This is a genomic window from Pseudoalteromonas sp. 2CM28B (genome assembly GCF_023161935.1).
The window spans coordinates 41,592-68,513 of record NZ_JALNTH010000036.1; the positions used below are offsets into that span (position 1 = coordinate 41,592).

The following is a 26,922-nucleotide window of genomic DNA, read 5'->3' on the forward strand; positions in this document are numbered from 1 at the left end:
AACGTGAGGTTTTTTTGTGCTAAAAATAACCTGTGTTTCCATAAAATAGATAATAACAATGAGTATAAAACGGCTACTTTTAATCTTATGTGTTTGTACAATAACTAACTTACACGCAGCGGCTAACAATACAGAGCTTAAAACCATTAGTGACATTCACAGTGCCTATAAAAATAATACCACCACCGCTGAGCAGCTTACCCGCACTTATATCAACAGAATAAACGAGCTCAATCCTAAATATAATGCAGTAATTAGTATTGAGCCCACTGCAATTGAACAAGCCAAACAACTCGATGCACTGTTTAAAGCCGGAAAATGGGCAGGCCCTTTACATGGTATAGCGGTATTACTAAAAGATAACATTGAAACAACAGGTACATTACCTACCACAGCAGGCTCACTGGCACTTAAAAATAACATTACCAATAAAGATGCCTTTGTGGTTAAACAATTACGCCAAGCAGGCGCTATTATTTTAGGTAAAGCGAACTTAAGTGAATGGGCTAATTTTCGCTCATCGTATTCATCATCTGGTTGGAGTGCAATAGGCGGGCAAACCCATAACGCCCATGATGTAACTCGTAATCCGTGTGGTTCAAGCTCGGGCTCTGCTGTGGCGGTTGCTTTAAATTTTGCGCCTATTGCGCTGGGCACTGAAACCGACGGCTCAATTACCTGCCCTGCTTCGGTTAATGGGGTGTACGCCATTAAACCCAGCATGGGGCAAGTTTCGCGCGCAGGCGTGATCCCTCTTTCTAGTAGCCAAGATTCGGTAGGCCCAATGGCGCATTCTTTAAAAGATGCACTCGCAGTATTATCAGTCATTCAAGGTGAAGACCCTAATAATGTATCGACACTCAACGTAAATAGAAAGCTTGATAGTATAGCGCCTAAGCCATCACTGAGGATAGGCGCGTTACCTGCCAGTAAGTTTACTGTGGCAACACAAAAGCTTTACGCTAAGCAGTTACAAACATTAAAAGACGCAGGTCATACCGTTGTCAATGTTGCAGTAAAAGATGACTTAAGCACGCTTTACGTTGATGAATACGCCATCCTACTTTACGACTTTAAAGCCGAAATTAACCACTACTTAAGCAAAACACCAACGCAGGTAACCGTAAAAAGTTTAGATGAGTTAATCGCATTTAATAGCGCAAATAAACAGCAGGAAATGCCCTACTTTGAGCAAGATATTTTACAACAAGCTAACGCGGTTGATTTGAGTGAAATACAACGATACAAAAGCACCAAAGCGCGATATCGCGCACTAGCAAACCGCGCTATTAGCAATTTATACCGCAATAATCAGCTCGATATTGTAATTGCCCCCACCGTTTCGCCCGCGTGGAAAACCGATTTAATTAACGGTGATAACTTTAAAGGCAGTAGTAGTTCATTGCCTGCTATTGCAGGAACAACCCACATCACTTTGCCAGTAGGTAAAGTAAGCCACTTACCGGTTGGTTTATCAGTTATAGCTAATCAGAACGATGAAGCGGCTGCGTATAAGTACGCTGCTATTATTGATAATGTATTAGGCATAAAAAAACCTGAGTAAACTCAGGTTTTTTAATGGCTTAGCTGTCTTACTTTTTAAGTGATAGCTTTTCGCCTTTTAAGCTTTTACGTACATTAGAAATTCGCGAACGGTTTTTCGCTCTCGCTTCACCGGTAGCTTGGCCTGATGGCTTATTAGCACGGGTGCGGCGTAAATGCGCTGGCTTTTTACCAATTTTATCAATCAGTACTTCACGATTACTTACTTCGTAACCTTCTAAGTAAACACGTTTAATTTTTTGACCAATTAAGGTTTCAATTTCAAACAACATGTTTTCTTCTTCGCGACTCACAAACGAAATTGCTTGTCCTTGGTTACCAGCACGACCGGTACGGCCAATACGGTGAACATAATCTTCAGCAAGCCAAGGTAAATCAATATTAATAACACGTGGTAAACCGTCAATATCAATACCACGGGCCGCTACTTCTGTTGCAACGAGCACGCGTACTTTGCCTTCTTTGAATTCACGTAACGCACGACGACGGTTACCCTGCGATTTATCACCATGACACACTGCCGCTGGGATACCGTCTAGGTTAAGCTCAGTAACTAGCTCATCTGCGGTTTCTTTCATGTTTACAAACACCAGCACTTGCTGCCAGTTTTTCTTACCAATTAGCTCAGAAAGTAACTCTTGCTTACGGCGCTCTTCTACCGGGTAAACCACGTGTTGTACTGTGCTTGCGGTGCTGTTAGTTTGATCAACACGCACAATTTCAGGTTGCTTTAGCACTTTAGAGGCAAATTGTTTAATTGCTGCTGGGAAAGTTGCTGAAAACAATAAGATTTGACGCTCATCAGCACAGCTTTTTATTACGCTTTGCATGTCATTAATAAAGCCCATATCGAGCATACGGTCAGCTTCATCAAGGACTAAATGTTTTACTTGGGCAAGGCTTAAGTTACCCAAACGAATATGATCAAGTAAACGCCCTGGTGTTGCTACTACAATATCCACACCTTCTTTGAGTGCAATTTCTTGTCCTGCGGTATTAACACCACCAAATAAACTCACTACTTTTAGCGAAGTGTACTTAGCAAAGTCTTTAAAGTTATTCGCTATTTGCTCTGCAAGCTCTCGCGTAGGCGCAAGGACTAAGGCGCTTGGCGCATTCGTAGTACTGCTATCTGACTCAAATAACTTTTGGATAATAGGGAGTGCAAAGGCAGCGGTTTTACCTGTACCGGTTTGTGCACTTGCTAAAACGTCTTTACCTTTACGAACAGCCGGAATAGCTGCGCGCTGAATGGGCGTAAGGGTGTGGTAATTAAGTTCGTCTAACGCCTGAATTAGTTCAGGGGCAAAACTAAAAGATTTAAAATTCATTGCTGTATAACCTGCGGCCACATTATCAAGGGTCGCAAATTATACAGTAAAATCGCTTAAACAGTTAGTTTTAAACACCAGAAACCGCTAATTTATAAAATGCAGGGTAATTAGCTATTTCCTACAATGGCTATTCTAAATAAAGTTAATCAATAGAAGGCTTTTGTACTTGATTAAGGATTAAAATTTTGATTTACAATTTGGGTAGGTATGCCTATGTTAGTTTTTGACTAGAAATTTAAATAAATTGAGTTATATAGTGAAAAAATACTCGCTTGGGGTTTAATCCTTTGTTCAATCATTACGGTAAGTGGTTGTGCAAATAGCGGTAACCCGTCAATGGAAGATTTAACAGAAGTAGATGCCAGTGCAAAAATAATAAAAGGTAAAACAACTCAGCAAGAAATACGTATAGAATTTGGAAGCCCGTATAAGACGAGCTATACAGATGGTGGACTATCAATATGGAAGTATCGTTATGATAATACTTCAGCATTTACGGTTGAAACAGTTGGCTCTATCTTATTTGCCTATGGTTTAGCTAGTACAAAATCAGAAGGCACACGTAGTGAGCTAGTAATGTTATTTGATGAAAATAATGTTGTTAAGCAGTTCAATATGTCAAATATTCCTATTGAATCTGGAACTGGCCTTTTTTAGTGTGCTAAGTATTTTAGTAAAAAATAGCCAAAGTGAGATAGGTGGGATATAAGCTCAGAGCATCCTATGAAAAGTCATTCTTAAATGCTAAAAACCCAGCGCAAACCAAACTAGAACTGGCAGTGCCTATTAGCCAAGATATTGATATTCGATTAGCGGTCACTCATGCTAATTCCGCTATGTGGCAGCTTAAACTCAACTACTATTGGCAGTGATATAAAAAGCAGCCTCTGAGTTTACAGTAGGCTGCTTTAAAAATGTGTCTAATAAAGACTTTAAGAATTTAAGATAAAATCAAAACTTTACTAATATCCACACACTGCGCTCGGCTACCGACAAAATCTTGCTCATTAAGCTGATTAATCAGCGTTTCACCTTGTTGCTGTTGCTCATCGTTGAGCGGCACGTAAGGCATTCTAAACACTGGGTTAACCGCACCTGTCATGATCATCGCGGTGTTAATCGCAATTGGGTTTGGCTCGCAAAACAGCCAGTTCATTAATGGTTGTAATGAGTTATTAAGCGCATCATTTTTGCTATCCATTAATTGACGGAACAACCCTGGGATCAGGTTAGACGTAACTGAAATAACGCCATGTGCTTTATGAGTATGGCGTGCATCGTGTGCTTCGTCATCATTACCAGACCAACACGCAATACCTTGTTGTTCATAGTGCGCTATACGCTCATTGCCACCACATTCTTTAACACCAATAAAGTGCTCATGCTGTGCTAGTGGTTCAATAATATCAGGGGTGAGGTCTTGACCTGTGCGCCCTGCTACGTTGTAAATAAACGCCGGACCAATATCAAGCACACGTTTAAAGTGCTCTTTAACACCCGCAATAGATGTGCGCCCGTAGTAAGGATTAATTTGCAATGAGGCATGCATGCCGCTGGCAAAACCATATTTTGTTGCTTTAATTGCTTCGCGCGTATTATTACTGCCGGTGTTACCTACAATCAGTAATTTATCACCAAATTTATTGGCACTGTGCGCAATTAGCATTAAGTGCTCTTCCCAGTTCATTAACTGGCCTTCACCGGTGGTGCCACCAACAACTATGCCGTCAACACCCGCTGCAATTTGTATTTCAACGAGTTCATCATACTTTGCAAGATCGATCTCACCATTGGCTAAGTAAGGTGTTTTAATTGCAGTAATAAGGCTTGCTTGTTTAATTTGTTCTAGGGTGCGCATAAAAAAATCATTGTTATTAATACTTGGCCTATTTGTACCATATTTACCGCGCTATTTGCAGTGATAGCCAGTATTTAATTATAAAATGGCTTGTGTTATTGAGTTTGATGATACAAAATAAACAACTGTATAAATAAACAGTATTTTGTTTTTTACTATTAAGCGAGCCACTATGCGTTTATCTGACTATTTAAGCACTCACTTTTATCACACTGATGAGTTATGCCAAGCACTCAACATAGACACTGAAACTCTTGAAGATTGGCAAGCGCAAAGCATTTTCCCTAAACCCAGTTATTGCATTAAAAACCAGATGAGTTGCAGCTCTTATTCAGGCTTGTATGAATGTGAAGAATACGACGATTACTATCCCCGTGGCTGCGTAAACTGGGGTCAAGGAGTTATAAAGCAAAAAATTGAGTCATCTAATCAGGCGTTTAATTTGTTTGCTCAGTACTATACCCAATGCTTAGCTAAGCTTGCACAGCAAGGCTTTATATTTAACGAAGAATTGTTTGGCTGTGAAATAGAAGAACATTTACAGCAAGTGTGGCAACAGTTTTTATGCAGCAAATATGGGGTGCTCACCCAAAATGGCTTAATTGATGAAATTGTGGCTGTGGATATTGGCAGATTATTAGTGGACGATATAACCGAACTGCGCAGTAAAGCCAGTTTAGATAAGGATGAGCGCGCCCGTATTCACCCCGCCATGAAGCTTTTAAATAAAGCCCTTAGCCATGGCGCCGATCACGAAAAGCAACTTACATTACGTAGCCGCTATATTGATGCCCTTATTTTAAAATACGATTTATCGATTAAATAAAGTTACAGCTCCTGCTTTTCTATTAACTGAGAGTCATTTAACCAATGGTTTTATATACATCAATATTGGTAGAGGTAATAAATGTACCTACTGCATCACCAAAGGCTTTAAAGTGTGGTGCGTTTTTATGGGCTTCAAAATGCTCAGTAGACGCCCATTGCTCACTCACTAAATAGATGGTTTGCTCAGCATCGTTTTTAACTGATAGCTCGTAACGCAAGCAGCCTACTTCTTGGCGCGAGGTCTGTTGTAAGTTTTCGAGCTCGGTTAAAAGGCGATCTGCATCGCTATTTTCACTCGATAGTGTGGCAATTACCGTTAACATGGGTGTTCCTTGTTTAAAAAATAAAGGTGCAGCTTTACTGCACCTGTTTTAGCTTTAGCTCTTTGGTTATTGATCCCACTGCGGTGCAAAGTCTGGCGTTGCTTGGCGGTCGTTGCAATCAAGGCCATCTATACGCGCTATGTCTTCATCATCAAGTTTAACTTTGTCGTTAAAGTTATCTTCTAAGTTTTTACGCTTGGTCGATGATGGAATGGTGGTCATGCCATTTGCATTTTCCCATGCAATAACCACTTGCGCTGGCGTTGCATCGTGTTTATTGGCAATATCTATAATGGTTTGATCGTTCAACACTTTACCAACCACAAACGGCATATAGGCTGTTACATGTATGTCATGCTGAGCACAAAAGGCGCGCAGCTTGGTGTTGGTTAAATAAGGATGCACTTCTACTTGGTTAGTAAATATTTCACGCGAGTCTAACGTTTGCATCGCTTCTTTTAAGTTCGCAATAGTGAAGTTTGATACGCCAATATGTTTAGTTAACCCTAACTTTTTAGCTTTTAGTAGCTCAGTCAGGTATTCGCTCATAGGCTCATTGTTTGATGGTGCAGGCCAGTGAACTAGCAATAAATCAACCGAGTCAACTTGCAGCTTTTCTAATGACTTTTCTACACTTGCGATAAAGTCGTTTTTATTGAGTCTATTGTTCCATACTTTGGTGGTAATAAATAATTCATCTCTGGGGATATTACTGTCTTTAATAGCTTGGCCAACTTGTTCTTCGTTACCATAAATTTGCGCGGTATCAATATGACGAAATCCTACTTCTAACGCCATTTTTACAGATTCATAAGCAGTTTTACCTTCTAAACGAAAAGTACCCATACCTAAGTCTGGCATTTCAATTACACGTTGTGTCATAGCTTTATCCTTATTAAATAATTGGTTTAAAATTCAAACGTCGCGTTTACTAAATACACCGATTATTTTTTTGATTTAAAATTTTGACCTCATATAAACACTGAGGCCATTCATTTTTATTTCAAGACTAACCTATATGAGTTCGGCTTTATTTAGCCTGAACATTATGTTTATCTAGCCTGCCACTGTATCGAGTGACTATTAAAGCCAGTAATGAAACAACGGCCCCAATCCATGCGGTATCTTTTAGTTCCATATGCTCGACTACAAGCCCCCCTGTAACAGAGCCTAAGGCTATTCCAATATTAAACGCTGCGATGTTTAAGCCCGATGCGACATCTACCGCATTAGGAGTGTGCTTTTTTGCCTGTTTTACTACATAAAGCTGCAATCCTGGTACATTACCAAATGCAAATGCCCCCCATATTAAAATAGTCAGCACCGCGGCTACTTTTGATTCCATAGTAAAGGTGAAAGCCAATAAAATAATTGTTAACGCGCTAAATATAATACTCAGTGCGCTAATTGGGCCTCGCTTGTCGGCTAATTTTCCGCCCCATATATTACCAACAGCCACCGACACACCATAAACCAGCATTATTAAACCAATAGCGGATGGTGCAAAGCCAGTTTGCTGCTCTAATATAGGCGCTAAGTAAGTAAACGCGGTGAACGTACCGCCGTAGCCTAATATAGTCATTAAATAAACGAGCAATAAGCGCGGCTTAACAATAACCTGTAGCTGCTCTTTAAACGTCGCCGGAATAGACTGCTTTAAGTTTTTTGGTACTAAAATAGCGCTGCCAATTAGCGCAATTAAACCTAATGCCGAAACCACTAAAAAAGTTGCACGCCAGCCAAAGTGCTGGCCAATCCATGTTCCTAATGGCACACCCGTTACAAGCGCTACCGTAAGGCCGGTAAACATAATTGCGATAGCGCTCGCCTCTTTGTCTTTACTTACCAAGCTTGTTGCTATCATTGAGCCAATAGAGAAAAATACACCGTGAGCTAAGCCAGTTAGTATGCGCGCCAGTATTAGTGTTTCGTAACTCGGCGCTTGCCAAGCTAATAAATTACCCATAACAAATAAGCCCATAAGGCTTATAAGTACCACTTTTCGGTTCCAGCGCCCCGTTAATGCAGTGAGTACCGGTGCGCCAATAGCTACACCAACTGCATATAAGCTCACTAGTAAGCCTGCTGATGGTAAGCTCACGCCTAAATCGTTTGCAATAGTTGGCACTAAACCCACTATAACAAACTCGGTTGTTCCAATTGCAAATGCGCTCAAGGTAAGCGCCCATAAAGCCAATGGCATAAATACATCCTCATTTTTTAAATAGATGCATAGTGTGTGTAAAAACCCCTTTGCAATAAATAGCATAAATGGCAAAATACTTTTGTTTATTTTGCAAATATAAATGAGTGAATTTATGCCTGTTCAAGCTAAAACTGAAGATCTAGAAATGTTTATTACCATTGTGGATTGTGGCAGTTTTTCCGGTGCGGCTAGTTTACTTGATTTAAATGTAGCTAAGGTTTCAAGAGCGCTATCTCGCCTTGAAAACAGGCTAAACTGCACATTATTAAACAGAACAACTCGGCGTTTAGAACTGACCGAGGAAGGACATATATACATAGAATATGCGCGAAAGGCTTTAAACACGCTGCTCTTAGGGGAAGAAACAATAAAGCTACTAAAGCAAGCACCTAGCGGGCACTTACGTATAGATGCAGCAAGCCCTTTTGTTTTGCATCAACTAGCGCCACTAGTTAATGAGTTTAAAGAGCAATACCCGCAAATCACGCTCGATATTACCTCCCACGACAATATTATTGATTTACTTGAGCGCAAAACAGATTTAGCTATTCGCATTGGAGACTTAAAAGATTCAAACCTACACGCGCGTAAATTAGGCCAAAGTAAATTAAAATTGGTCGCAAGCGCTGATTATTTAAAAAATGCGCCACCGTTACAGCAAGTTTCAGATCTTAAAAACCATAACCTAATTGGTTTCAGTGAGCCCAATAGTCTTAATCAATGGCCCTTGAAGCATGAGCAATCGCTGCACTTTGATTTAAGGGCTAGCAGCGGCGAAACCATTAGGCATTTATGTATTGCTGATCAAGGCATAGCACTTCTCTCACAATTTATGATTGCAGAAGATTTAGCCAAAAAACGATTAATAGAAGTTTTACCCCACAGCGTGAGTAGCCCAAATAGCCGAGAGTCTATTTATGGCGTTTATTACAAAAATGGGGCGGTTTCTTCCCGTATCGTAGCGTTTTTAGATTTTATACAACCGCGACTAAGTTTATAAATCGCTTTTAAATTGAGTTTAAAGAGCAACTTAATGAAATAATTTACATTATTGACGGTTTTAAGATTAAGCTGAGTATAAACACTGCAGTTGCATTATTTGGATGAGGTAGTATGGATTCTTTAACACAAGTCGCATTAGGCAGTGCCGTAGGCTACGCGGTACTAGGCAATAAAGTAGGTAGAAAAGCCGTTGCGTGGGGCGCTATTTTAGGCACTTTACCCGATTTAGATGTGTTTTTACCCTATGGCGGTAGTGTAGAGGCATTTACCTATCATCGCGGTTTTAGCCATTCTTTATTTGTGCATTTATTAATAAGCCCGCTAATTGTATGGCTAATATTAAAAATACACACAGGCATGCAGGCTTGTAAAGTTCGTTGGTTTTGGTTGGTTTTTTTGTGCTTATCAACACATGCTTTATTAGATTCACTCACCGTTTATGGTACTCAGCTAATGTGGCCCTTAAGTGAATACCCTTTTGCGGTATCCAGCATGTTTATTATTGATCCCCTTTACACCTTGCCGTTATTAATTGGTTTAGCTTTTACTTTATTACCTAAAATAAGCACAAGTAAAGCCTATAAAATTAATGCAATTACACTTAGCCTAAGCACAGCGTATTTATGCCTTGCCTTTGTGTTTAAACTCAATATTGGCGATAAAGTCAACACTGCGCTGCAAAACAGAGGCATCACAGTCAATGAATACATTAGCACACCAGCACCATTTACTACTTTGCTTTGGCGGGTGGTTGTTATGTCGGATGGGAGATATTATGAAGGCTATGCATCGGTGTTTGATACACCCAACGAGGTTACCTTAAATGCATACCAAACAACCCCTTCTTTGCTAAACGAGATTAAAAATGAATGGGGTGTTAAACGCTTGCAGTGGTTTACAAAAGGGTTTTATTCCGTTCGCGAGCAGCAAGACAAAGTTATTCTCTCTGATTTACGCATGGGCATGGAGTGTGCCTATGTGTTTAATTTTGTTGTCGGTCAGAAAGATGGCTCAGCAATCAGTGTCGGTAATTTTGAAAAAATAAGTCAAAGACCCAACTTAAACAACTTACCTAAAATATGGGATAGAATTTGGCACCCCGATACCGTATTGGCATCGCCATTCGCAAAAAATAATTGTGTAGAGCAATAATACCAACTATAACTGCCATCTTTTGGGTAAGCTCAACTCAATACCTTGTTGAGTTTACCTCTATTTAGTTAGGGGTTATCGTATAATTGGGTTCTGTTTTTTCCGCGCTCTTTGGCTTCATATACCGCATTATCGGCTTGAGCAAATAAATCAGTAAACGTCGTTTTCGCACGACTTAAACTTACCCCAATACTGGCGGTTACTGGGCGATTACCTACTTTAATCTCAGCAATTAATAAATGCAGCCTTTGGCAAAATAACAAAGTATCTGCTTTATTTGTATCTGGCAGCATAATTAAAAACTCTTCACCGCCATAACGAGAAATAAGGTCGGTTTGTCGACCAAAATGTTTAAGACGTTGCCCCAACTCTTTTAAAACCCGATCCCCTTCTAAATGCCCAAAGGTATCATTAACGACTTTAAAATTATCAATATCGATAATTAATAATGCAACCGACTGCTTTGATCGCATAGCCTGTTCGAGTAACAGCACGCTGCGGTAATTCATCTCTCTTCTATTTAATAAGTTGGTTAACTCATCGGTAGACGCTAAAGATTGTAAGCGTTCAGTTTGCGCTTCTAACTTTTCCCGTGTTTTAATCAGCTCGTCGTAAAGCTTATCTCGCTGAGTCGCGTTAAAAAAGCTCCAGTATATATAGTCCTTTTCATCAAGCTGAGCATTAACGGTAACCGCCATACGCTCCCCTTGAGCACTGAGCATAATTAACTGCATTTCTTGGCATTGCTTTTCGTGCAGTAAGGTAGGAAACACATAACTTTGTAAAAATATTTTTGATGATTTAGTTATAATTTTATCAACCGACTTGCCAATAAGCTCATTAGTATTCCACTGTAATTCCTTTTGAAAATAAGTATTTGCATAAACAATAATGTTATCTGCATTTGTCACTAATGCACCATTTAAAAAGTGATCTGCGGAATAATCAGCAAGTTTTTCATCTACTTTATTAAGTGACATGTGGCTAACTCACAAAATCAAAAATTAAACGTCTGACTGTTTCTGGGTGCGTCATATGTATACAGTGGCCATGCGCACTAATAACCTTAAGTGTTGCATTTGAAATTTCATTCGCTACAAACTCCCCAACAGAAGGCGCGGCTAAAGCATCATTTTCACTTTGTAAAATTAAAGTAGGCTGTTTTATATGTTCAAGTATAAAACGGTAGTCGGATAAAAACGTGGCTTCTGCAAAGGTTTTTGCAATAAGGGGATCGGTTGAGCAAAAACTTCCCGATAGTTCCGCTATAAATTCATCAGGATGAGAACTCCCCATAACCAAAGGCGCTAAGTAATTGGCCCAGCCAATGTAATTTTTATCCATTAGGTTTAGTAGTTCGTGCAAATCTTGTTTTTCAAATCCGCCAAAATAATCAGGGGGTAAATTTAAAAAACACGGTGAGGGGCAAACCATAACAAGCTGAGCAAATAACTCTGGTTGCTCAATGGCAGCAAGTGCACCAATTGTTGCGCTAACAGAGTGGCCTATAAATGTAATATCGGTAAGTTCAAGTGCGGCACATATTTCTAGTACGTCTTTGGCATACCCATCAAGGGTTGAGTAGCGCTGTTTATTATATTTAGCCACATCAGAGTTACCTGAGCCTACATAATCAAACAGCACTAAAGTAAAATGTTGTTCAAGGGCAGGAATAATAAATCGCCACATATTTTGGTCACAGCCAAAGCCGTGAGCCAACACTAAGGTTTTATCACCCTTGCCAATTATTTTGACGTTGTTTCTTTTGCGTATTTCATTTAAGTGCGGCATTAGAATGATCCTTTTCTTTGTTCACCTAATAAAAGGAGTGCATTTATTAAACATAGTGAGGCTACTGTTTATACAAATAAGTGTAACTCATTACAAAGCTTTATACATCAATTAGTTATATGAAAGATAATCAAGAGAAAAACTACATACTATTGTCTTAAAAAAGTGTGATTTTATATTTTACTTAGGTATAAAAACACACACCTTTGTTAACATTAAATTACATACTTGGCAGCCAGCATCATCTTAATAAAATGGCTATTACAACCAAACGGATTAGTTTTGGTGCTCATACTGCCCGCGATAAACTTCAAATACTTTTAATACGGTGTGTTGCTCTTTTGAAAGCGAGTCAAACCAATCGTCAAATAACTCATCATCGTCTTGTTCGCTTAATGCTAAATAATGAGCAAGTAATTCAATGATATCGTTATGAGTACATGCGAGTGAGTCAACTTGTTTTGCCAATACACTATGATCGCGCTCCCTAAGAGTATCCATGACTCCTTGGTCGATTTGGTCTTGTTGTGCCTGAGCGTCACTCATAAAACTACCTCTATTAACGTTATTAAATTTTTATTATTTTTTTTTGCTGAGACTAGTTATAGCAGCCTAAATACTAATAGCTAGTACTTTTGATCTAAGTGCTTATTTTTTGACTGCTTTGTGCAAATACGCAGCAATTACGTAGCAATTACGCTGCGTTTAAGGCTATTTAAAATGATTTGCAAAGGGAAAATAAATACGTTAAATTAAGTGATATACTATCACATAACATTAAAGGCGTTTAATGAAGCCCAATATTCACCCTGATTACCATGTGGTTGCTTTTCATGATACTGCAGCTGATTCTTACTTTATTATTGGTTCAACCATTAAAACCAATCGCACTATCGAAATAGACGGTAATACATATCCCTATGTGCCTATTGATGTTTCATCTGACTCACACCCATTTTATACCGGAAAACAAAAAACACTTGCTACTGATGGCCGCGTTGCGCAATTTAATCGTCGCTTTAAAAACCTCTCTACAGCTAAAAAGGAAAGCAAATGAAAGTATTAAGTTCATTAAAAAGTGCAAAACAACGACCAGGTTGTCAAATTGTAAAGCGCAAAGGGCGAGTATTCGTGATATGTAAAAACAACCCTAGATTTAAAGCCGTGCAGGGTATGAAGAAAAAATAGTGGGATAAATAATAATGCCGAGTTTATACTCGGCATTATTGTTAAAGGGTATTTACTTTACTTCAACAGAAAACTCAGGCACTGCCTGAATAACCTTTTTCACGGTACATGTATTTACAGCAGCAATAAGTGCTTTTTTATATTTTTCGGGGAAACCTTCTGGCAAGCCAATTTCGATTGAAAAAAGCTTCTTACCGTTTTCATCTACATTTTCGTTATTTTGTGTCAGCGTCATGCCGTCGGTTGAGATCTCTCTTTGCTGACAAAATTTACGCGCATAAAAACCAGCGCACAAAACCATGCTAACCAAAAAGTAGTCAAACGGCTCTGGGTGCTCTGCCCCACCACCAGCGTTTATGCTTTGATCGCTTATCACCTCATGCTCACCAAACTTAGCACTCAACTTTTGACCTTCTAACATTGAAACTGAAATTTCCATTGCTAATCCTTATTTTCCAAACAGTAATTCAAAAAAGCCTGGAGGCTCATGTAATTTATGATATTTTTTGCGTAAATTATCGATAGCTTTAAGTGGTTTTTTTGCAGCTTCGAGTCCCTGCTCATTCGCTACTTTTTTGGCTAACTGGGCTTGAACAAGTACTTTATCGAGCCCTTGCACCGACTTCTCAGCTTCTTTATAAAATTTGGCTTTCTTACCTTGCTCTATCAATCCAATAAATTCATCGATAGCACCATTAAATTCTTTAAGTTGGGTTGCTTCAACACTTTGTTTATAAGCCAGCCCTATATTTTTCATGGTCTTTTCTAAATCACTTACGTCATTAGCGGCAACTGTTTGACTAAAGAGTAATACTATTAACAATAAAACTGCTTTCATTCATAAATCCTAAAAAAATTAATTGCTGCATACATGGTAAACTTACTAGGGTATTATATAGCATAACGCTTAGATGTCACCACGGAGCTAGTTAGCAAGATAAAAATCGAGCTTTATAAAATATATAGAGAAACATATGCCTTTGTTTAAATTACACCGCCTGATAACTTTTTCCTGCCTGCTATTCAGTAGTTACAGTATTAATGCCTTAGAGATCATATTCATCAATCCTGGCTTTTCAAATTCAACTGAAGCTAATAGCAATAAAACCGGTGATTTTTGGTTTCATGTTTCTAAAATTATGCAAAATGCTGCCACAGATTTAGATGTGACATTAACTATAAAATACGCCAATCGAAATCATATTTTAATGAAAGAGCTGATCCAGCAGGCCATTAACGATAAGCCTGATTACCTGTTATTGGTAAACGAAAAAAATGTCACCAGCCAATACCTATCTAAAATAAACAGTAACAATGTTCCCATTTATTTTTTATTAAATCGCCCTTCCCCTGCGTCTCTCGAGCAATTGCAAAAAAATGGCGTCAATGTGATCGGCAGTATTACCCCAAATAATCGCGTTGCAGGTAAATCATTGATGCAGCAGCTTTATAAAAAGTTTACCAATAAAACAACAACTAGCGCACATATATTGGCGTTATTAGGCGACTATGCAACGCCTGCTTCTATTATGCGCACTCAAGGGTTAATGGATTTTTTAACGCAAACACCGCAAGTCACCTTAACCGGTAAAGAGGTTGCCAATTGGTCTGAACAAGAAGGGTTTACAAAAACCTTGGCGTATATGCAGCAAGTCCCTGAAATTAACATTATTTGGTGTGCGAATGACGCGATTGCGTTTGGCGCAAAAAGGGCATTAAAACAGCTAAACATACAATCACAGGTTATTGTGGGCGGTATTAACTGGGAGGTTCCACCTAATACTGGTTCAGAGCTTGATGTATCTATAGGAGGTCATGTTTTATTAGGGGCTCATGCAATTATAAACTTATTTGATAACCATACTGATTTAAAGCGTTGGCCACTTTTTCACAGCACTAATGATATTTTTCAGCCACTCAACGATACAAATAAGCCTTTATATAATGCAATTAATGCGAATAACCTAGCCGAAATAGACTTTTCGCAGTTTAGTAAAACCCGCCCAGACAAAGTTGAATTTACTATAGAAAACTTACTACTCGCGCTTGAGTAATGTAACTGTAAAGCCCCTTTACAGTTACATTGATTACTTTAAACGTCGTTATTTATGCTCTATTAGATAACCAGAGTGTTTGATACGGTGCTAATTGCATAGTTTTAAGCTCTTCATCCAGCACTGTTTTAGAGAGCAGCTCAACCCATTGCTGAGTATTTATTAAGTTTAAATCGGCTAGGGTTAAGCTTTGTGGCTGACTGCTAATATTATAAACACAAAAAATGCTTTGTTGGCGGTCTATACTTTGTCGCCAAAAACCAAATAACCCCTCTCCTAAGTGCAAAGTAAATTGTGTGGCATTAGGATGGAATGCTACTTGCCTTTTACGCACTGCTAATAACTGTTTTATTCCCTTGAACACCTGGTGGTGATGGCTGTATTTTTCTTCAATTGCCGCTAACAATTTTGATTCTTGCCAGCGATGACGATTAATTGCGCGATTGTGCTGCGAATTTTCAAAACGCTCATAGTCATTAGTTGTACCAAGTAAGCTATGTATATATAGCCCCGGTATTCCTTCCATTGCAAACATAATGGCATGGGCACACAAAAAACGCTCAAGGCCATATTTATCTGCGCCATTATGCGTACCTTGTAAGGCATCAAACAAGGCAATATTTAGCTCATAGGGGGTATGTGTACCATCGAGACTGGTGCGCATTGAAACACGCCCCCCAAATTGCATGGTCGTACTTACTAACGAAGCAACTTCACTCGGTTGTAATAAGCCTTCAATTGGCCTCAAACCAATGCCATCATGAGAGGCTATAAAATTAAAATATGCGGTACCGTTTTGCGCTGGCGGCATGCTCATCACCCAGTGCTTAAGCGCGGTACTATCACCACTAAGTAAAGTGTGCAATAACAACGGCGGTAAGGCAAAGTTATAAATTGCATGGGCTTCGTTGGCATTACCAAAGTAAGATAGGTTTTCTTGATTGGGAATGTTGGTCTCGGTAATAATAACCACACTAGGCTCAGCATGCTCAATCAGCGTTCGCAGTAAACGCACCACTTCATGGGTTTGCGGTAAGTTTATACAACTGGTATTAAGCTGTTTCCATAAAAAGGCCACGGCATCAAGGCGAAACAAGCGAATACCGTTATCTAAATAGTGGCGAATAATGCCGACAAACTCTTTTAACACCTCGGGATTTTCAAAATCAAAATCCACTTGATCATGACTAAATGTGCACCATACATGTTTTTCACCACTAGTTGTTGTTACCGTATTTAATAGTGGCGACGTACGAGGACGAACAACTTGGCTTAAATCGTCAGTTAAACTGGCTGTTTTAAAGTAATCTTTTCCGGGGTGTGTGTCGGTTAAAAAGTTTTCAAACCAAATACTTCGACTAGAGCAATGATTAATGACTAAGTCAGCCATTAACTTTACATCGTTGGCAATCGCGTTAATGTCTTGCCAGTCGCCCAGCGCTTCATTAACGTGTGCATAGTTCATTACCGCAAACCCTTCATCTGAGCTATACGGATAAAAGGGTAAAATGTGCAGTGCATTAAGCTGATGATCGCACTGCTCTTTTATAAAGCGATGCAAGGTTTTTAACGGGGCTTCTAAGGGAGTCCCAACGGCTAACTCACTGTCTTCATGGTTTATTATCGAATCGCCATAGGCTATTAGCACAACATCTTGTTCATCCCAGCGGTTAGTGTGTGGCGTGGGATCGCGAAGTGGGTTATCACCTAGAATTAAGGTGATCAATTCTTCAGTCAATTCGCTTATTGCTATCGGTAATTCAACATCTTGATAAATAGCATGTAAATGTTGTTCAACTCGTTGAAAAAACTGTTCTTTAACTATACTCACAAGCGCCTCTTTTAATGATGTTAACTGTATTGCTCGTTATCTAGCTCAACGGCTTCTTTTAAACGCTCAAGTACGTCAGGCATTGCCGAGGCCACACGGTTCCAACTTGGCACAAAGGGGGCTTCCATTGGGTTTTCTAAAAAGTGCTGACCGGCATTCATGATATTTTGCGCAAACATTTCAACGGCTTTTTCTTCTTGGTGAATATCAAGGGTTAAACCGTTCATTAGTGCATCATTGTGATAGGTTTCAATAAAATCTAAACCAATGCGGTAATATGTGGCCTTTAATGAACGTATAGTTTCGCTGGTAAAGGTAACCCCCTGAGTCGCTAACTTTCTAAATAGTGCTTTGGTGATATCAATCGACATTTTAGAAAGGCCAGCGGTTTGGTCGTCGAGCGATAATTCCTGATGTTTATGATCGTAGTTGTCGGCAATATCAACTTGGCATAAGCGGTTATGGGAGTAATTACGGTACATTTCACTTAATACGCCAATTTCTAACCCCCAGTCACTAGGAATACGAATATCGTTTAATACATCACGCCTAAACGAAAATTCACCGGCTAATGGGTAACGAAACGAGTCCATGTACTCAAGGTAGTCTCTGCTGCCTAAAATGGTTTTAAACGAGCGCAATAACGGGGTAACTAGTAAACGCGATACTCGACCATTTATTTTTCCATTGGCGGTGCGCGGGTAAAAGCCTTTACAAAACTCATAGTTAAATCGAGGATGTGCAACAGGGTAAATTAATCGCGCTAATAAGCCTCGGTCATAAGTTAAAATATCGCAATCATGTAGTGCTATTGACTCAACCTCAGCGGTGGCTAATTTATACCCCATGCAATACCACACATTACGCCCTTTACCAAGCTCGCGTGGCGCCACACCTAAGGCTTGGAGCTCTTTATCGAGCGCCTGCAAACGGGGGCCATCGTTCCACAACACTTTATGATTTTGATCGAGCGATTTAAAAAAGTTAAGTGCATAACGATATTGGCTTTCGTCGGCTCTGTCTAAGCCTATGGTAATTTGTGATAAATAAGGTACTTTTTGCAGCTCTTTAACAATATTTTGTAGCGCGGGGCCTTCTAACTCACTAAATAATGAGGGCAAAATAAGCCCCATGGGTCGCTGCTTACTAAAACTCAGCAACTCTTTTTCTAAATCGTCTACGGGTCTGTTGGCAATATTATGTAACGTTGTAATGATGCCATTTTGATAAAAATCAGCCATGTAAACTATGCTCCTCAGAACCTAAATAAAATGCTGTTAATACAAGGTAGTGCTGTAATTTCTTCAACCCAGCCTAGCGGTGCCGGCAACTGAGAATAACGCGCTTTGTTATGGGTTAATTTAACCGGCTTTTTGCTCTCTGGATTGGCAATAATAATGGCAATATCTGCCTCTTCGAGCATTTGCTTATCGTTATCACTATCCCCAAGCGCAATAATGCTTAGCGGCTTAGTAAACTGCGCAGTAAACTGTTTCACTAGCCATTGCTGCGCCATGCTTTTATCGGTATTTTTACCAATGTGAATAAAGCGCCCGCCTACTTTAACGTCGTAGCCGTACACTGTTATTGCGTTTATAAATTCGTTGAGTTTGTGCTCTTCGCCATGCCAGCAGAGCGGATCTGAATATTGACGATTCTGTGCTTGCGCCGCCTGTATCGCGTTTAACCCAGTGATGTGCATTACCTGCTCACACGATAACTCACTGAATAAACTATATTGATCGCCGTAGTCTTTTTTTAAGTGTGTTAAATCAGCCCATAAATTGCTAATGGGTGCCGCAAATGAATAACACCAATAGCCTTGGTATTCGCTGCAGCCAATGGGTCTGAGACTAAAATAATTTTTAGGAATATAAACAGCCGAGCCATTTTCAACAATAAAAGGCTGTTTAATATTGAGCGCTTGTTGCAGTGCCACTACTTCACTAAATGTTTTACTGGTATTAAATACCACGGGTACACCACTGTATTGCAGCTCTTGTAGTAAGGTATCTACCGCATCGGTGTTGTAATCACTGTGATTGAGCAATGTGCCATCTAAATCGGTAAAAATAATGGGCTGACCAATACTATCGTTCGTAAGCACCATCGCAGTTACATCACGATTACTATCAAGCTCTATAAGTGCATTTGCTTTAGCACTGAGGGTATTGAGGTTTTCACGAGTGATGCGTTCAAAATGAGCAATAAACCACAATAACTGCTCATCGGTCATAGTGCCTGCGCCCTGCCCTTGTTTGGCAATTAACTTGTGCTCTTGCTCTTGTCGCCAGGCAAACACATCATCAAAACTTGGGGCTTTGAGCATTATTGTGTAGTCGATTTTATCAAAAACGGTTTTATATTCATTGGCTAAACAGCTGTTAATACAGCGACGCCACAACCCTTGTTGATCGTATGATTTTTCTAGCTCATTAATAGGCTCAACTAAAGTAAAAGGCTGCTGTGGTTCACTGGCTACACACCACCCTTCTAAAATAACAATATCGACCGGCTGACTATTGGTTAACCATTTGTTTGTTGCTACCGGTTCATCTTGTTGCTTGTCAAAACGTGGCAGCGGTACATTTACTTCTGCATTTAATAAACGGCTAATGGTGTTATCCATCAACGCAACATCATGTGTACCCGGTACACCTCTAGTGGCGAATAAACAATGCACATCTTGGGCTAACTGCTGACGTTTTTGAGTTGATAAATAAAAGTCATCAATAGAGAGCGCAACACAATTTAGGTGGGTGTTTTGCTCAAACCAAGTCACTAAATAGTCACCAAGCGTGGTTTTTCCTGAGCCTTGGCAGCCGTTGATGGCAACAAATAAAGGCGCATTTTTTTTGCTGGTTAAAATATCCTGAGCAATCACAGAAAAATACTGCTCACTAATATATTGATATTTCAACGGCAATTGATGTTTTACTAAAAAAGCATTTATATCCACACTATTGGCCTCCAATATAACAACCCCTAATTCAACTATAGGGTATGAATAAGGAAATGCAGTTACTAGACCAATATTATTTATTGTTACTTTTTAGTAGGTTAAAAAAAAAAGCGCATTTAAAATGCGCTTTTTTGGTGCAATATTTTTAACCACAGTGCAAATTTAATTCTCGTTGCTCTGTGCTTTTGGGAATACTAAATTTAATACTATACCTAAAACAGCGCATAAGCTCACACCTTCAAGGCTGAACTGGCTGCTACCAATGTGCATACCACCAATACCGCAAATTAAAATAAGCGCCACAATACTTAAATTGCGAGGCTCACTTAAGTCATCGCCCGATTTAACTAAGGTATTTAAGCCAATAACGGCAATAGAGCCAAATAATAAGATCATTATGCCACCCATTACAGGGACCGGAATGGTTTGCAAGCCCGCGCCCATTTTAGCCACAAACGCCAAACAAATTGCAATAATGGCAGTCCACATCATCACTTTAGGGTTAAAGTTTTTAGTTAGCATTACCGCACCGGTTACCTCTGAGTAAGTGGTGTTAGGTGGGCCGCCAAATAATGACGCAGCAGACGTGGCTAACCCATCACCAAATAAAGTGCGATGTAGCCCTGGCTTTTTCAAATAGTCTTTTTTTGTAACTTGGCTAATTGCCATCATGTCACCAATGTGTTCAATAGCAGGCGCAATTGCCACCGGCACCATAAACAAAATGGCTTGCCATTTAAACTCTGGCAGTACAAAGTTAGGCACTGCCAACCACTGTGCATTACTGACTGTTTCAAACTGCACTACACCCATAAATAACGATAGCGTGTAACCGGCAACAACACCGGCTAAAATAGGTATTAGTTTAAATACCCCTTTGCCCCACACGGCAAACACTAAAGTGACTAGTAATGAGAACATAGAGATAATAATGGCACTATCGTAGGCAATAATTTGTGTACCACCATCGCCACTTTTACCCATGGCCATATTAACCGCAGCTGGCGCGAGTGCTAGGCCAATCACCATAATGACTGGGCCGACCACAATTGGCGGCAAAATTTTATGTAAGGTTTTTGTGCCTTTAAACTTCACCAATAAACTCAACAGCATATAAGTAAAGCCCGCTGCCATTAAGCCGCCCATAGTGGCGGGTATGCCCCACATTTGCACTGAGGCAATAATGGGTGCAATAAACGCAAATGACGAGGCTAAAAAGATAGGCACTTGGCCTTTAGTGACAAATTGAAACAACAAAGTACCTAAACCTGCGGTAAACAAGGCAACACTCGGATCGAGGCCGGTTAAAATAGGCACTAATACCAGCGCACCGAATGCAACAAACAGCATTTGGGCACCGGTTAAAATGGTTTTTATAGAAAATGTAGAATTATTTTGCACTGCTAAACCTTAGTAAACCGTACCGAAAATTTTGTCACCTGCATCGCCAAGCCCTGGGATGATGTAACCTTTTTCATTTAAATGGCTATCAACTGAGGCAGTAAAAATCTCAATATCAGGATGAGCGGCTAATGTTTTTTCAACGCCCTCAGGTGCAGCAACCAATACAATTACTTTAATTTCTTTACAGCCTGCTTTTTTAAGCATATCGATGGTGGCGATCATAGAACCACCAGTAGCCAGCATTGGGTCAATCACTAAGCTTAAACGCTCATCAATATTACCCACTAGTTTTTCAAAGTAGGGAACTGGCTCAAGAGTTTCTTCATTACGCTCTAAACCCACTACACTCACTTTAGCCGCTGGGAGTAACGACATTACGCCGTCCATCATACCAAGGCCCGCACGTAAAATTGGCACCACGGTAATTTTTTTACCCTTAATGTGCTCAACTTTAAGTTTATTACCGTCCCAGCCTGTAATTTCGTTATCTTCTAATTCTAGGTTTTTAGTGGCTTCGTAAGTTAATAATGTGCCCACTTCTGAACACAACTCACGAAAACTTTTCGTGCTAATTCCATGCGCGCGCATTAAACCTAACTTATGTTGAACAAGGGGATGAGAAATAACGTGAATAGCCATAGTAATAAACCTAGTGATAAAAAATTTGACGTATTTTATATTAAAACAGGCCGTTTGACTGTTAATTTTAGCCTTGATTTCATAGTTCGTGCCAAAATATTTAATTTAGCCATAACTGTTCAACTTTTTGTGTTTATGAGTTGTTACTGGCTAACCAATTATTTACTTGGGCTTGCATGTAGCCGTTAATTTTTTTGTGCTCAGGGCTCCACCCAAGTAAAAACCGATAAAAGTCTGCCCACGCCACCGGCCATAAATGAGCCCATTGTGTAATAACGTCATCCGCATTCACTGCTGGTTGGTAGTGACTGAGTGCGTTTTTAAACTGGCTAAAATAATAGTTGAGGTAAGTTTGTGCGTATTTGTGAAGCTCAGAATCATCCAAACAGCTGGTCATAAAATACATAACATCTACCACCCCAACACCCGCACCCACATATTGAAAGTCGTAACCGCGTATATACCCTTGGCTATTAGCTGCAAAATTAGCAAGCTTGGCATCACCATGAATTAACGTTTGGTAGTCACATTGCTTTAACGCATTATTTAATTGATTAGCAGCCTGTTTAATATCGGACTTTTCAGGTAAGTTATTAAATTCATCAGGGCGTGTATCCAAATGCCAATAACTTCCTTGCGGCCATAAACCATCAAATTTTGTATTTAAATGAAAGGCATGAAAATGTGCCAACCACATTAAAATCGCTTTTATATTCTCGCTAGATGCTTGGATATAACCCTGCTTTGAAAAATCTTTAAACACCAAGGCAAACTCATCGCCTTTGTTGATTGCTTTAATGCATTCAATAGCTGCCGCTTGCTTGGGCAGTTTATGATTAAATTGCTGATAAAATGTATATTCAACGTGGTAAGAGCCACGTTTCCTGTTAAGCGCAAACGCACTTTGTTTAATTTTAGAATGATTAATGTGATCGGGTACTTTAATCGCTTTAATCACACAGGCTTGCTCATCAAGTTGGCACTTCACAATTTGACCACAGCCACTCCAAAGTGAAGTTAGGGTTTCGCCAATGGCTATACGCTCAAAATGCGGGATAAGTAACGGAAGATAAAAAGACATAGCCATATTAGGTTGCTAAATTTTAGTTAGTTTAACATTAGACGGTGTTTTTAATAAAAGGTCTTAATAAAAAAAGCCCTGCGCGCACAACATGAAATACAGTGTTAATATCGCGTATCAGCCAACTGACTTGACGCTTTCTTGCAATTGCCATGACACACACTGCTCATTACTTATACTTCTTAAGGCATAGTTTGAAGCCATTGAAAGTAAGAAATTTAAGGTGGGTTTCTGCATAACTTGTACATGGTATCCTTGGAAACTTAACGCCCGCGTAATAAGCGCGAGCTAGCGAGCGTCCTGATTGACGCATTTGTTAGCTTGTGTTGCACGCATAAAATCAAGATCACTAGTGATAACTCCAATACCCGATGCGACAACGTCATCGTAGGGTTGAGTGATCGATTCATGTCGAGACCAAAGATAAACATCCGAACCATAGCTCTGTAATCTTGATGCAAGGCGTTCAGGATAGCCCCAAAAATACTTTGTCATCGAGGGAGGTATAAAAAGAATGGTGTTCCTACAGGACTCAGGAACTAATCCCGCCCATCCAACTAAAAGATAATCTATTCCGCAACTCTTTACACTACCAACACTTGCTAACCGTAAAGATGAATCCTTGTTTCGAAACCACTCTTTACCTTTTGAAGAGGTAATTACAATATGGCTAGATTTTTTGCCAGATAGATACTCATATAGAGTTTCGAATGAACGTATGTCGTTATCCTTTAGGTTTAACCAAAACTCATGCTTTGGATACCGTTCGTAAAACGCCTCTAACTTGGAAATCCTAAAACCTTTTCCTCTAAATGGGAAAGTCGCACCATCATCAAACGTATATCCATATCCTGCATCAATACTTTTCAACTGCTCAAACGATGTTTTATGTACCGGCCCATACCCGTTTGTAGCACAATCTAACGTCCAGTCATGAAAAACAACCAGTTGATCATCACGAGTTCTGTGAACATTTAGATGAATTACGTTCACTCCGGCTGCAACGGAAGAAGCCACGGCTTCTAGTGTGTTTTCAACAGAATTGATGTTTGATGGTTTTATTGAAAGGGCGGTACAGCCAGTTTTATTTAGTTTTTCATAATTAACTGCGCTTCCGCCTCCTCGATAGGCCACGATCTCGCCATGTCGCTGTAGGTCAGGAACGAACACATAAGCGTTAACAACTCCTAGAGTAATTATGCAAGACAGTGCGATCAAAAACGTCTTAACTATTTTTATAAACATTTATTACCAGAGTCCTTGATAGATGGTCGATGAAAGCTAACGCCAAGCTCAGCGCGCGCCTAAAAATATCATACGAAATATCATACGATGACACCCATTTTAAGAAATATCATACGATGACACCCATTTTAATGACCTATTGAACCTGTGTCACAAAATTCACTATTAAGCTCTGCATTTAGTTTCTTGCAACTTTAAAAGGCTGGTTTCAGCTTTAAATAAGTAAATATCGTTGTAAAACTTAAATGACAGACATGGAAATACCTGCTCTATACAGTAAGTTTACGTATTTGATTGATTAAGCTTTATGCGAGTAATTTTTCGCAGTTACTCATGTTTGCTCGCCGCTTTCTCCCTAGATTTTCACAATAGCTTTCATGTGAAGAAGGTCTACCGACTGCACCATGAAACACACGGGTAAATTGTGTCGTCAATTTCAGCCAGTTCTCAGGGCTAATATTGACTCGCTCTAGTAAAGGAAGGTATATATTGTCAATATGTCCCTGCTTGTCTTCTCTTATAACACGGCCTGTTAATTCAACGAGTTCAAGGTAGGATTTAAGTTCAAAAGGTAGGCCTTTTGGCATGATTTGGCGTGGTAATCCTGCAAAACGTAATAAACTTTTAGGCTGCTTGCCTGTTGCTGCACTTTCTAATCGCTTTTTCACGCTGGTATGATCTGATTCTTCGGGGATGCTGGCTACCTTTGCTCTAATTGGATTTAAATCTACATACGCCATGCAAGCAGCTAGTGCGGCTTCATCTAGCAAGGCCTGTGATTTAAAGCGCCCTTCCCAGAATCGACCAGTGCAGTTGTCTTCTTTATTCGCTTTGCGCGCAATATCTTCATTTAACAAGCGCATAAACCAACTGATGCTAGATAGCCGCTCTCGGTATTCTTTTACTGTTTGATTGAAAAAGATAAGCTCTGCTTTAGTGAGTTTTTCACCTTGCAGGTATTTTTGCGTTAATAACGTGCCTTTACACACTTTATGCCACCGAATAATAATGGCTTTGTCATTTAGCCTATTGGCCTTTTTATCATCTACATATAGTACTAAATGAGTGTGATTACTCATCACAGCATAAGCACACACATCTATGCAAAATACTTTTGCTAAGGCAAGTAGCCTATCTTCTACCCAGCCTCTGCGGTGCTCATAAGACTGACCTGTAAAATGGTCTTCTCCGCATAAAAAGGCTCGGCGTACACAACGTGAAATACAGTGATAATATCGCGTATCAGCCAAACTAACCTGACGCTTTCTTGCAATTGCCATGGAACACCCAGCCTATTTATTTATACTGCCTAAAGCATAGTTTGAAACCATTGAAAGTACAAAATTAAAGATGGGTGTCTGTTTTATTTACCTCTCCGCATAAAAAGGCTCGGCGTACACAACGTGAAATACAGTGATAATATCGCGTATCAGCCAAACTAACCTGACGCTTTCTTGCAATTGCCATGGAACACCCAGCCTATTTATTCATACTGCCTAAAGCATAGTTTGAAACCATTGCAAGTACAAAATTAAAGATGGGTGTCTATTTTATTTTAATAATATCGCGTATCAGCCAAACTAACCTGACGCTTTCTTGCAATTGCCATGGAACACCCAGCCTATTTATTCATACTGCCTAAAGCATAGTTTGAAACCATTGAAAGTACAAAATTAAAGATGGGTGTCTGTTTCATTTTAGCTCTTGATGCGTTTGTTAGCTTTCTTTCCTTGATAGAGACTTCTCATCTAGAAAGTCTAATAACTCATTCAAATCAGACTCTGGCAAAGGTAAAAGAAATGCTGCTCTATTCCCAATACCATTAAGAGAAGTGCCAACAACTAAAGCCCTATTTCTATCCGATATCCAAACTCTATCGTGCACTTCGTCTGTAGTAGATGTTGAAAAGTATATGCTGTTATTTTTAAACATCTCTTCAATGTACTTTTTTACAGCTTTAGTTTGACTGGATGGATCATAAACTACATGTACTCGTTTCAAAAATCTTTGCTTTGCTCGAGTACATTTTTCAACGTCGCTAGCTATTATTTGAGCCTTACTGCTTTCACCTGAGAAAAAATAAGGATCAATAATTATCAAAGATTCACTCTCTCTAGTGAAGTCCCTCAGTTCCTTCAGTCCTGAGTTTCTTTCTCCAGGTTTGGTAAGTAGTTGCAAAGAATCATTTTTTGATTCACGAAGCGGACACCTGTTTTCAACATAAACTCTTTTGTGTCGGTCTATTAACATTGGAAAATTTAGTAGTTCTGGGTGTTCAAATAAATCCACTTCTTCAAGCATGTTTTCATACTCAAACATTAATTCTCTTTGTTTACGAAGCAAGGATAAATATCTTTCCTTAAACACAATACCTCCATGAAAGCTAACATTTTAGTATTTATGCGACACGCTGTTTGTGTTGCATAATCGCTTGTTGGACTGAGCCGCTACCTGCTCGGTG

The 26,922-nt window shown here is 39.5% G+C and carries 27 protein-coding genes and 2 pseudogenes; 9 read left to right on the forward strand and 20 right to left on the reverse strand.

Going from position 1 to position 26,922, the window contains the following annotated elements:
• The first annotated feature begins 58 nt into the window (after positions 1-58).
• Positions 59-1,564, forward strand: coding sequence for an amidase family protein (locus tag MTN96_RS29710; protein WP_248533769.1), 1,506 nt, complete (start codon positions 59-61; stop codon positions 1,562-1,564).
• Positions 1,565-1,592: 28 nt separating this feature from the next.
• Here the strand turns inward: MTN96_RS29710 and MTN96_RS29715 are convergent, their stop codons facing one another.
• Complete coding sequence (locus MTN96_RS29715; RefSeq protein WP_008114027.1) at positions 1,593-2,894, reverse strand: DEAD/DEAH box helicase; 1,302 nt, start codon at positions 2,892-2,894, stop codon at positions 1,593-1,595.
• A 339-nt stretch (positions 2,895-3,233) separates the two neighbouring features.
• Here MTN96_RS29715 and MTN96_RS29720 point away from each other — a divergent pair, with 339 nt between their 5' ends.
• Entirely contained in the window at positions 3,234-3,554 is a 321-nt protein-coding gene (locus tag MTN96_RS29720; protein WP_051498260.1) for a hypothetical protein, read from the forward strand.
• Positions 3,555-3,595: 41 nt separating this feature from the next.
• Positions 3,596-3,769, forward strand: coding sequence for a hypothetical protein (locus MTN96_RS29725; protein ID WP_171034703.1), 174 nt, complete (start codon positions 3,596-3,598; stop codon positions 3,767-3,769).
• A gap of 68 nt (positions 3,770-3,837) precedes the next feature.
• On the opposite strand, the gene dapA is transcribed toward MTN96_RS29725, so the two are convergent.
• The gene (gene dapA, locus MTN96_RS29730; protein ID WP_069438951.1) at positions 3,838-4,755 is read right to left on the reverse strand and encodes a 4-hydroxy-tetrahydrodipicolinate synthase; all 918 of its coding nucleotides are present in this window, start codon (positions 4,753-4,755) and stop codon (positions 3,838-3,840) included.
• Between the two features lie 172 nt (positions 4,756-4,927).
• Here dapA and MTN96_RS29735 point away from each other — a divergent pair, with 172 nt between their 5' ends.
• Positions 4,928-5,581, forward strand: a complete 654-nt coding sequence (locus tag MTN96_RS29735) for a DUF6058 family natural product biosynthesis protein (RefSeq protein ID WP_214552179.1) — start codon at positions 4,928-4,930, stop codon at positions 5,579-5,581.
• Positions 5,582-5,618: 37 nt separating this feature from the next.
• On the opposite strand, the gene MTN96_RS29740 is transcribed toward MTN96_RS29735, so the two are convergent.
• The 3 genes from MTN96_RS29740 to MTN96_RS29750 form a co-directional block, all read right to left on the reverse strand.
• On the reverse strand, positions 5,619-5,906 hold the full coding sequence (locus MTN96_RS29740; RefSeq protein ID WP_036983942.1) for a putative quinol monooxygenase: 288 nt from the start codon (positions 5,904-5,906) through the stop codon (positions 5,619-5,621).
• A gap of 66 nt (positions 5,907-5,972) precedes the next feature.
• Positions 5,973-6,788 (reverse strand): 2,5-didehydrogluconate reductase DkgB, encoded by an 816-nt coding sequence (gene dkgB / locus MTN96_RS29745; RefSeq protein ID WP_248533771.1) that lies wholly within the window; start codon positions 6,786-6,788, stop codon positions 5,973-5,975.
• A 148-nt stretch (positions 6,789-6,936) separates the two neighbouring features.
• The gene (locus MTN96_RS29750) at positions 6,937-8,109 is read right to left on the reverse strand and encodes an MFS transporter (protein WP_010388973.1); all 1,173 of its coding nucleotides are present in this window, start codon (positions 8,107-8,109) and stop codon (positions 6,937-6,939) included.
• 115 nt (positions 8,110-8,224) lie between these two features.
• Between MTN96_RS29750 and MTN96_RS29755 the strand changes: the two genes are divergently transcribed.
• Together MTN96_RS29755 and MTN96_RS29760 are read left to right on the forward strand one after the other, a co-directional pair.
• Positions 8,225-9,112 (forward strand): LysR family transcriptional regulator, encoded by an 888-nt coding sequence (locus MTN96_RS29755; protein WP_248533795.1) that lies wholly within the window; start codon positions 8,225-8,227, stop codon positions 9,110-9,112.
• Positions 9,113-9,225: 113 nt separating this feature from the next.
• Positions 9,226-10,266: a metal-dependent hydrolase gene (locus MTN96_RS29760; RefSeq protein WP_248533773.1), complete on the forward strand. Its 1,041-nt coding sequence runs from the start codon at positions 9,226-9,228 to the stop codon at positions 10,264-10,266.
• Between the two features lie 68 nt (positions 10,267-10,334).
• On the opposite strand, the gene MTN96_RS29765 is transcribed toward MTN96_RS29760, so the two are convergent.
• From MTN96_RS29765 to MTN96_RS29775, 3 genes are all read right to left on the reverse strand, one after another.
• Entirely contained in the window at positions 10,335-11,246 is a 912-nt protein-coding gene (locus MTN96_RS29765; protein ID WP_248533775.1) for a diguanylate cyclase, read from the reverse strand.
• A gap of 4 nt (positions 11,247-11,250) precedes the next feature.
• Complete coding sequence (locus MTN96_RS29770; protein ID WP_248533777.1) at positions 11,251-12,057, reverse strand: alpha/beta fold hydrolase; 807 nt, start codon at positions 12,055-12,057, stop codon at positions 11,251-11,253.
• Positions 12,058-12,333: 276 nt separating this feature from the next.
• Positions 12,334-12,603, reverse strand: a complete 270-nt coding sequence (locus MTN96_RS29775; protein ID WP_138626911.1) for a hypothetical protein — start codon at positions 12,601-12,603, stop codon at positions 12,334-12,336.
• 244 nt (positions 12,604-12,847) lie between these two features.
• Between MTN96_RS29775 and MTN96_RS29780 the strand changes: the two genes are divergently transcribed.
• Together MTN96_RS29780 and ykgO are read left to right on the forward strand one after the other, a co-directional pair.
• Positions 12,848-13,114 (forward strand): type B 50S ribosomal protein L31, encoded by a 267-nt coding sequence (locus tag MTN96_RS29780; RefSeq protein ID WP_028834757.1) that lies wholly within the window; start codon positions 12,848-12,850, stop codon positions 13,112-13,114.
• Complete coding sequence (gene ykgO, locus MTN96_RS29785; protein WP_002958669.1) at positions 13,111-13,245, forward strand: type B 50S ribosomal protein L36; 135 nt, start codon at positions 13,111-13,113, stop codon at positions 13,243-13,245. Before MTN96_RS29780 ends, ykgO begins: the two co-directional genes overlap by 4 nt.
• Before the next feature lie 52 nt (positions 13,246-13,297).
• On the opposite strand, the gene MTN96_RS29790 is transcribed toward ykgO, so the two are convergent.
• The gene (locus tag MTN96_RS29790) at positions 13,298-13,684 is read right to left on the reverse strand and encodes an OsmC family protein (RefSeq protein ID WP_248533779.1); all 387 of its coding nucleotides are present in this window, start codon (positions 13,682-13,684) and stop codon (positions 13,298-13,300) included.
• A 9-nt stretch (positions 13,685-13,693) separates the two neighbouring features.
• Positions 13,694-14,083, reverse strand: coding sequence for a cytochrome b562 (locus MTN96_RS29795; RefSeq protein WP_036983935.1), 390 nt, complete (start codon positions 14,081-14,083; stop codon positions 13,694-13,696).
• A gap of 136 nt (positions 14,084-14,219) precedes the next feature.
• Here MTN96_RS29795 and MTN96_RS29800 point away from each other — a divergent pair, with 136 nt between their 5' ends.
• On the forward strand, positions 14,220-15,299 hold the full coding sequence (locus MTN96_RS29800) for an ABC transporter substrate-binding protein (protein WP_248533781.1): 1,080 nt from the start codon (positions 14,220-14,222) through the stop codon (positions 15,297-15,299).
• A gap of 52 nt (positions 15,300-15,351) precedes the next feature.
• Here MTN96_RS29800 and MTN96_RS29805 read toward each other — a convergent pair whose 3' ends face one another.
• The 10 genes and pseudogenes from MTN96_RS29805 to MTN96_RS29845 form a co-directional block, all read right to left on the reverse strand.
• Positions 15,352-17,130 carry an alpha-amylase family glycosyl hydrolase gene (locus MTN96_RS29805; protein ID WP_248533783.1) on the reverse strand — a complete coding sequence of 593 codons (1,779 nt, stop codon included), beginning with the start codon at positions 17,128-17,130 and terminating at the stop codon, positions 15,352-15,354.
• 20 nt (positions 17,131-17,150) lie between these two features.
• Positions 17,151-18,371, reverse strand: coding sequence for a glycosyl transferase (locus tag MTN96_RS29810; RefSeq protein ID WP_248533785.1), 1,221 nt, complete (start codon positions 18,369-18,371; stop codon positions 17,151-17,153).
• Positions 18,364-20,107: pseudogene (locus MTN96_RS29815) on the reverse strand (HAD-IIB family hydrolase). The gene MTN96_RS29810 and the pseudogene MTN96_RS29815 overlap by 8 nt, the downstream one beginning before the upstream one ends.
• A 147-nt stretch (positions 20,108-20,254) precedes the next feature.
• The gene (locus tag MTN96_RS29820) at positions 20,255-21,493 is read right to left on the reverse strand and encodes a uracil-xanthine permease family protein (RefSeq protein ID WP_028834749.1); all 1,239 of its coding nucleotides are present in this window, start codon (positions 21,491-21,493) and stop codon (positions 20,255-20,257) included.
• A 9-nt stretch (positions 21,494-21,502) separates the two neighbouring features.
• Complete coding sequence (upp, locus tag MTN96_RS29825) at positions 21,503-22,135, reverse strand: uracil phosphoribosyltransferase (RefSeq protein WP_008466150.1); 633 nt, start codon at positions 22,133-22,135, stop codon at positions 21,503-21,505.
• Positions 22,136-22,268: 133 nt separating this feature from the next.
• On the reverse strand, positions 22,269-22,832 hold the full coding sequence (locus tag MTN96_RS37350; protein ID WP_374276172.1) for a hypothetical protein: 564 nt from the start codon (positions 22,830-22,832) through the stop codon (positions 22,269-22,271).
• A 672-nt stretch (positions 22,833-23,504) separates the two neighbouring features.
• Positions 23,505-24,461, reverse strand: a complete 957-nt coding sequence (locus MTN96_RS29835) for a glycerophosphodiester phosphodiesterase family protein (protein ID WP_248533789.1) — start codon at positions 24,459-24,461, stop codon at positions 23,505-23,507.
• A gap of 305 nt (positions 24,462-24,766) precedes the next feature.
• Entirely contained in the window at positions 24,767-25,741 is a 975-nt protein-coding gene (locus MTN96_RS29840; protein WP_069438965.1) for a transposase, read from the reverse strand.
• Positions 25,742-25,829: 88 nt separating this feature from the next.
• Positions 25,830-25,928: pseudogene (locus MTN96_RS37355) on the reverse strand (Mobile element protein); the annotation flags it as partial.
• Between the two features lie 249 nt (positions 25,929-26,177).
• Positions 26,178-26,828 (reverse strand): hypothetical protein, encoded by a 651-nt coding sequence (locus tag MTN96_RS29845; protein ID WP_248533791.1) that lies wholly within the window; start codon positions 26,826-26,828, stop codon positions 26,178-26,180.
• Between the last annotated feature and the right edge of the window lie 94 nt (positions 26,829-26,922).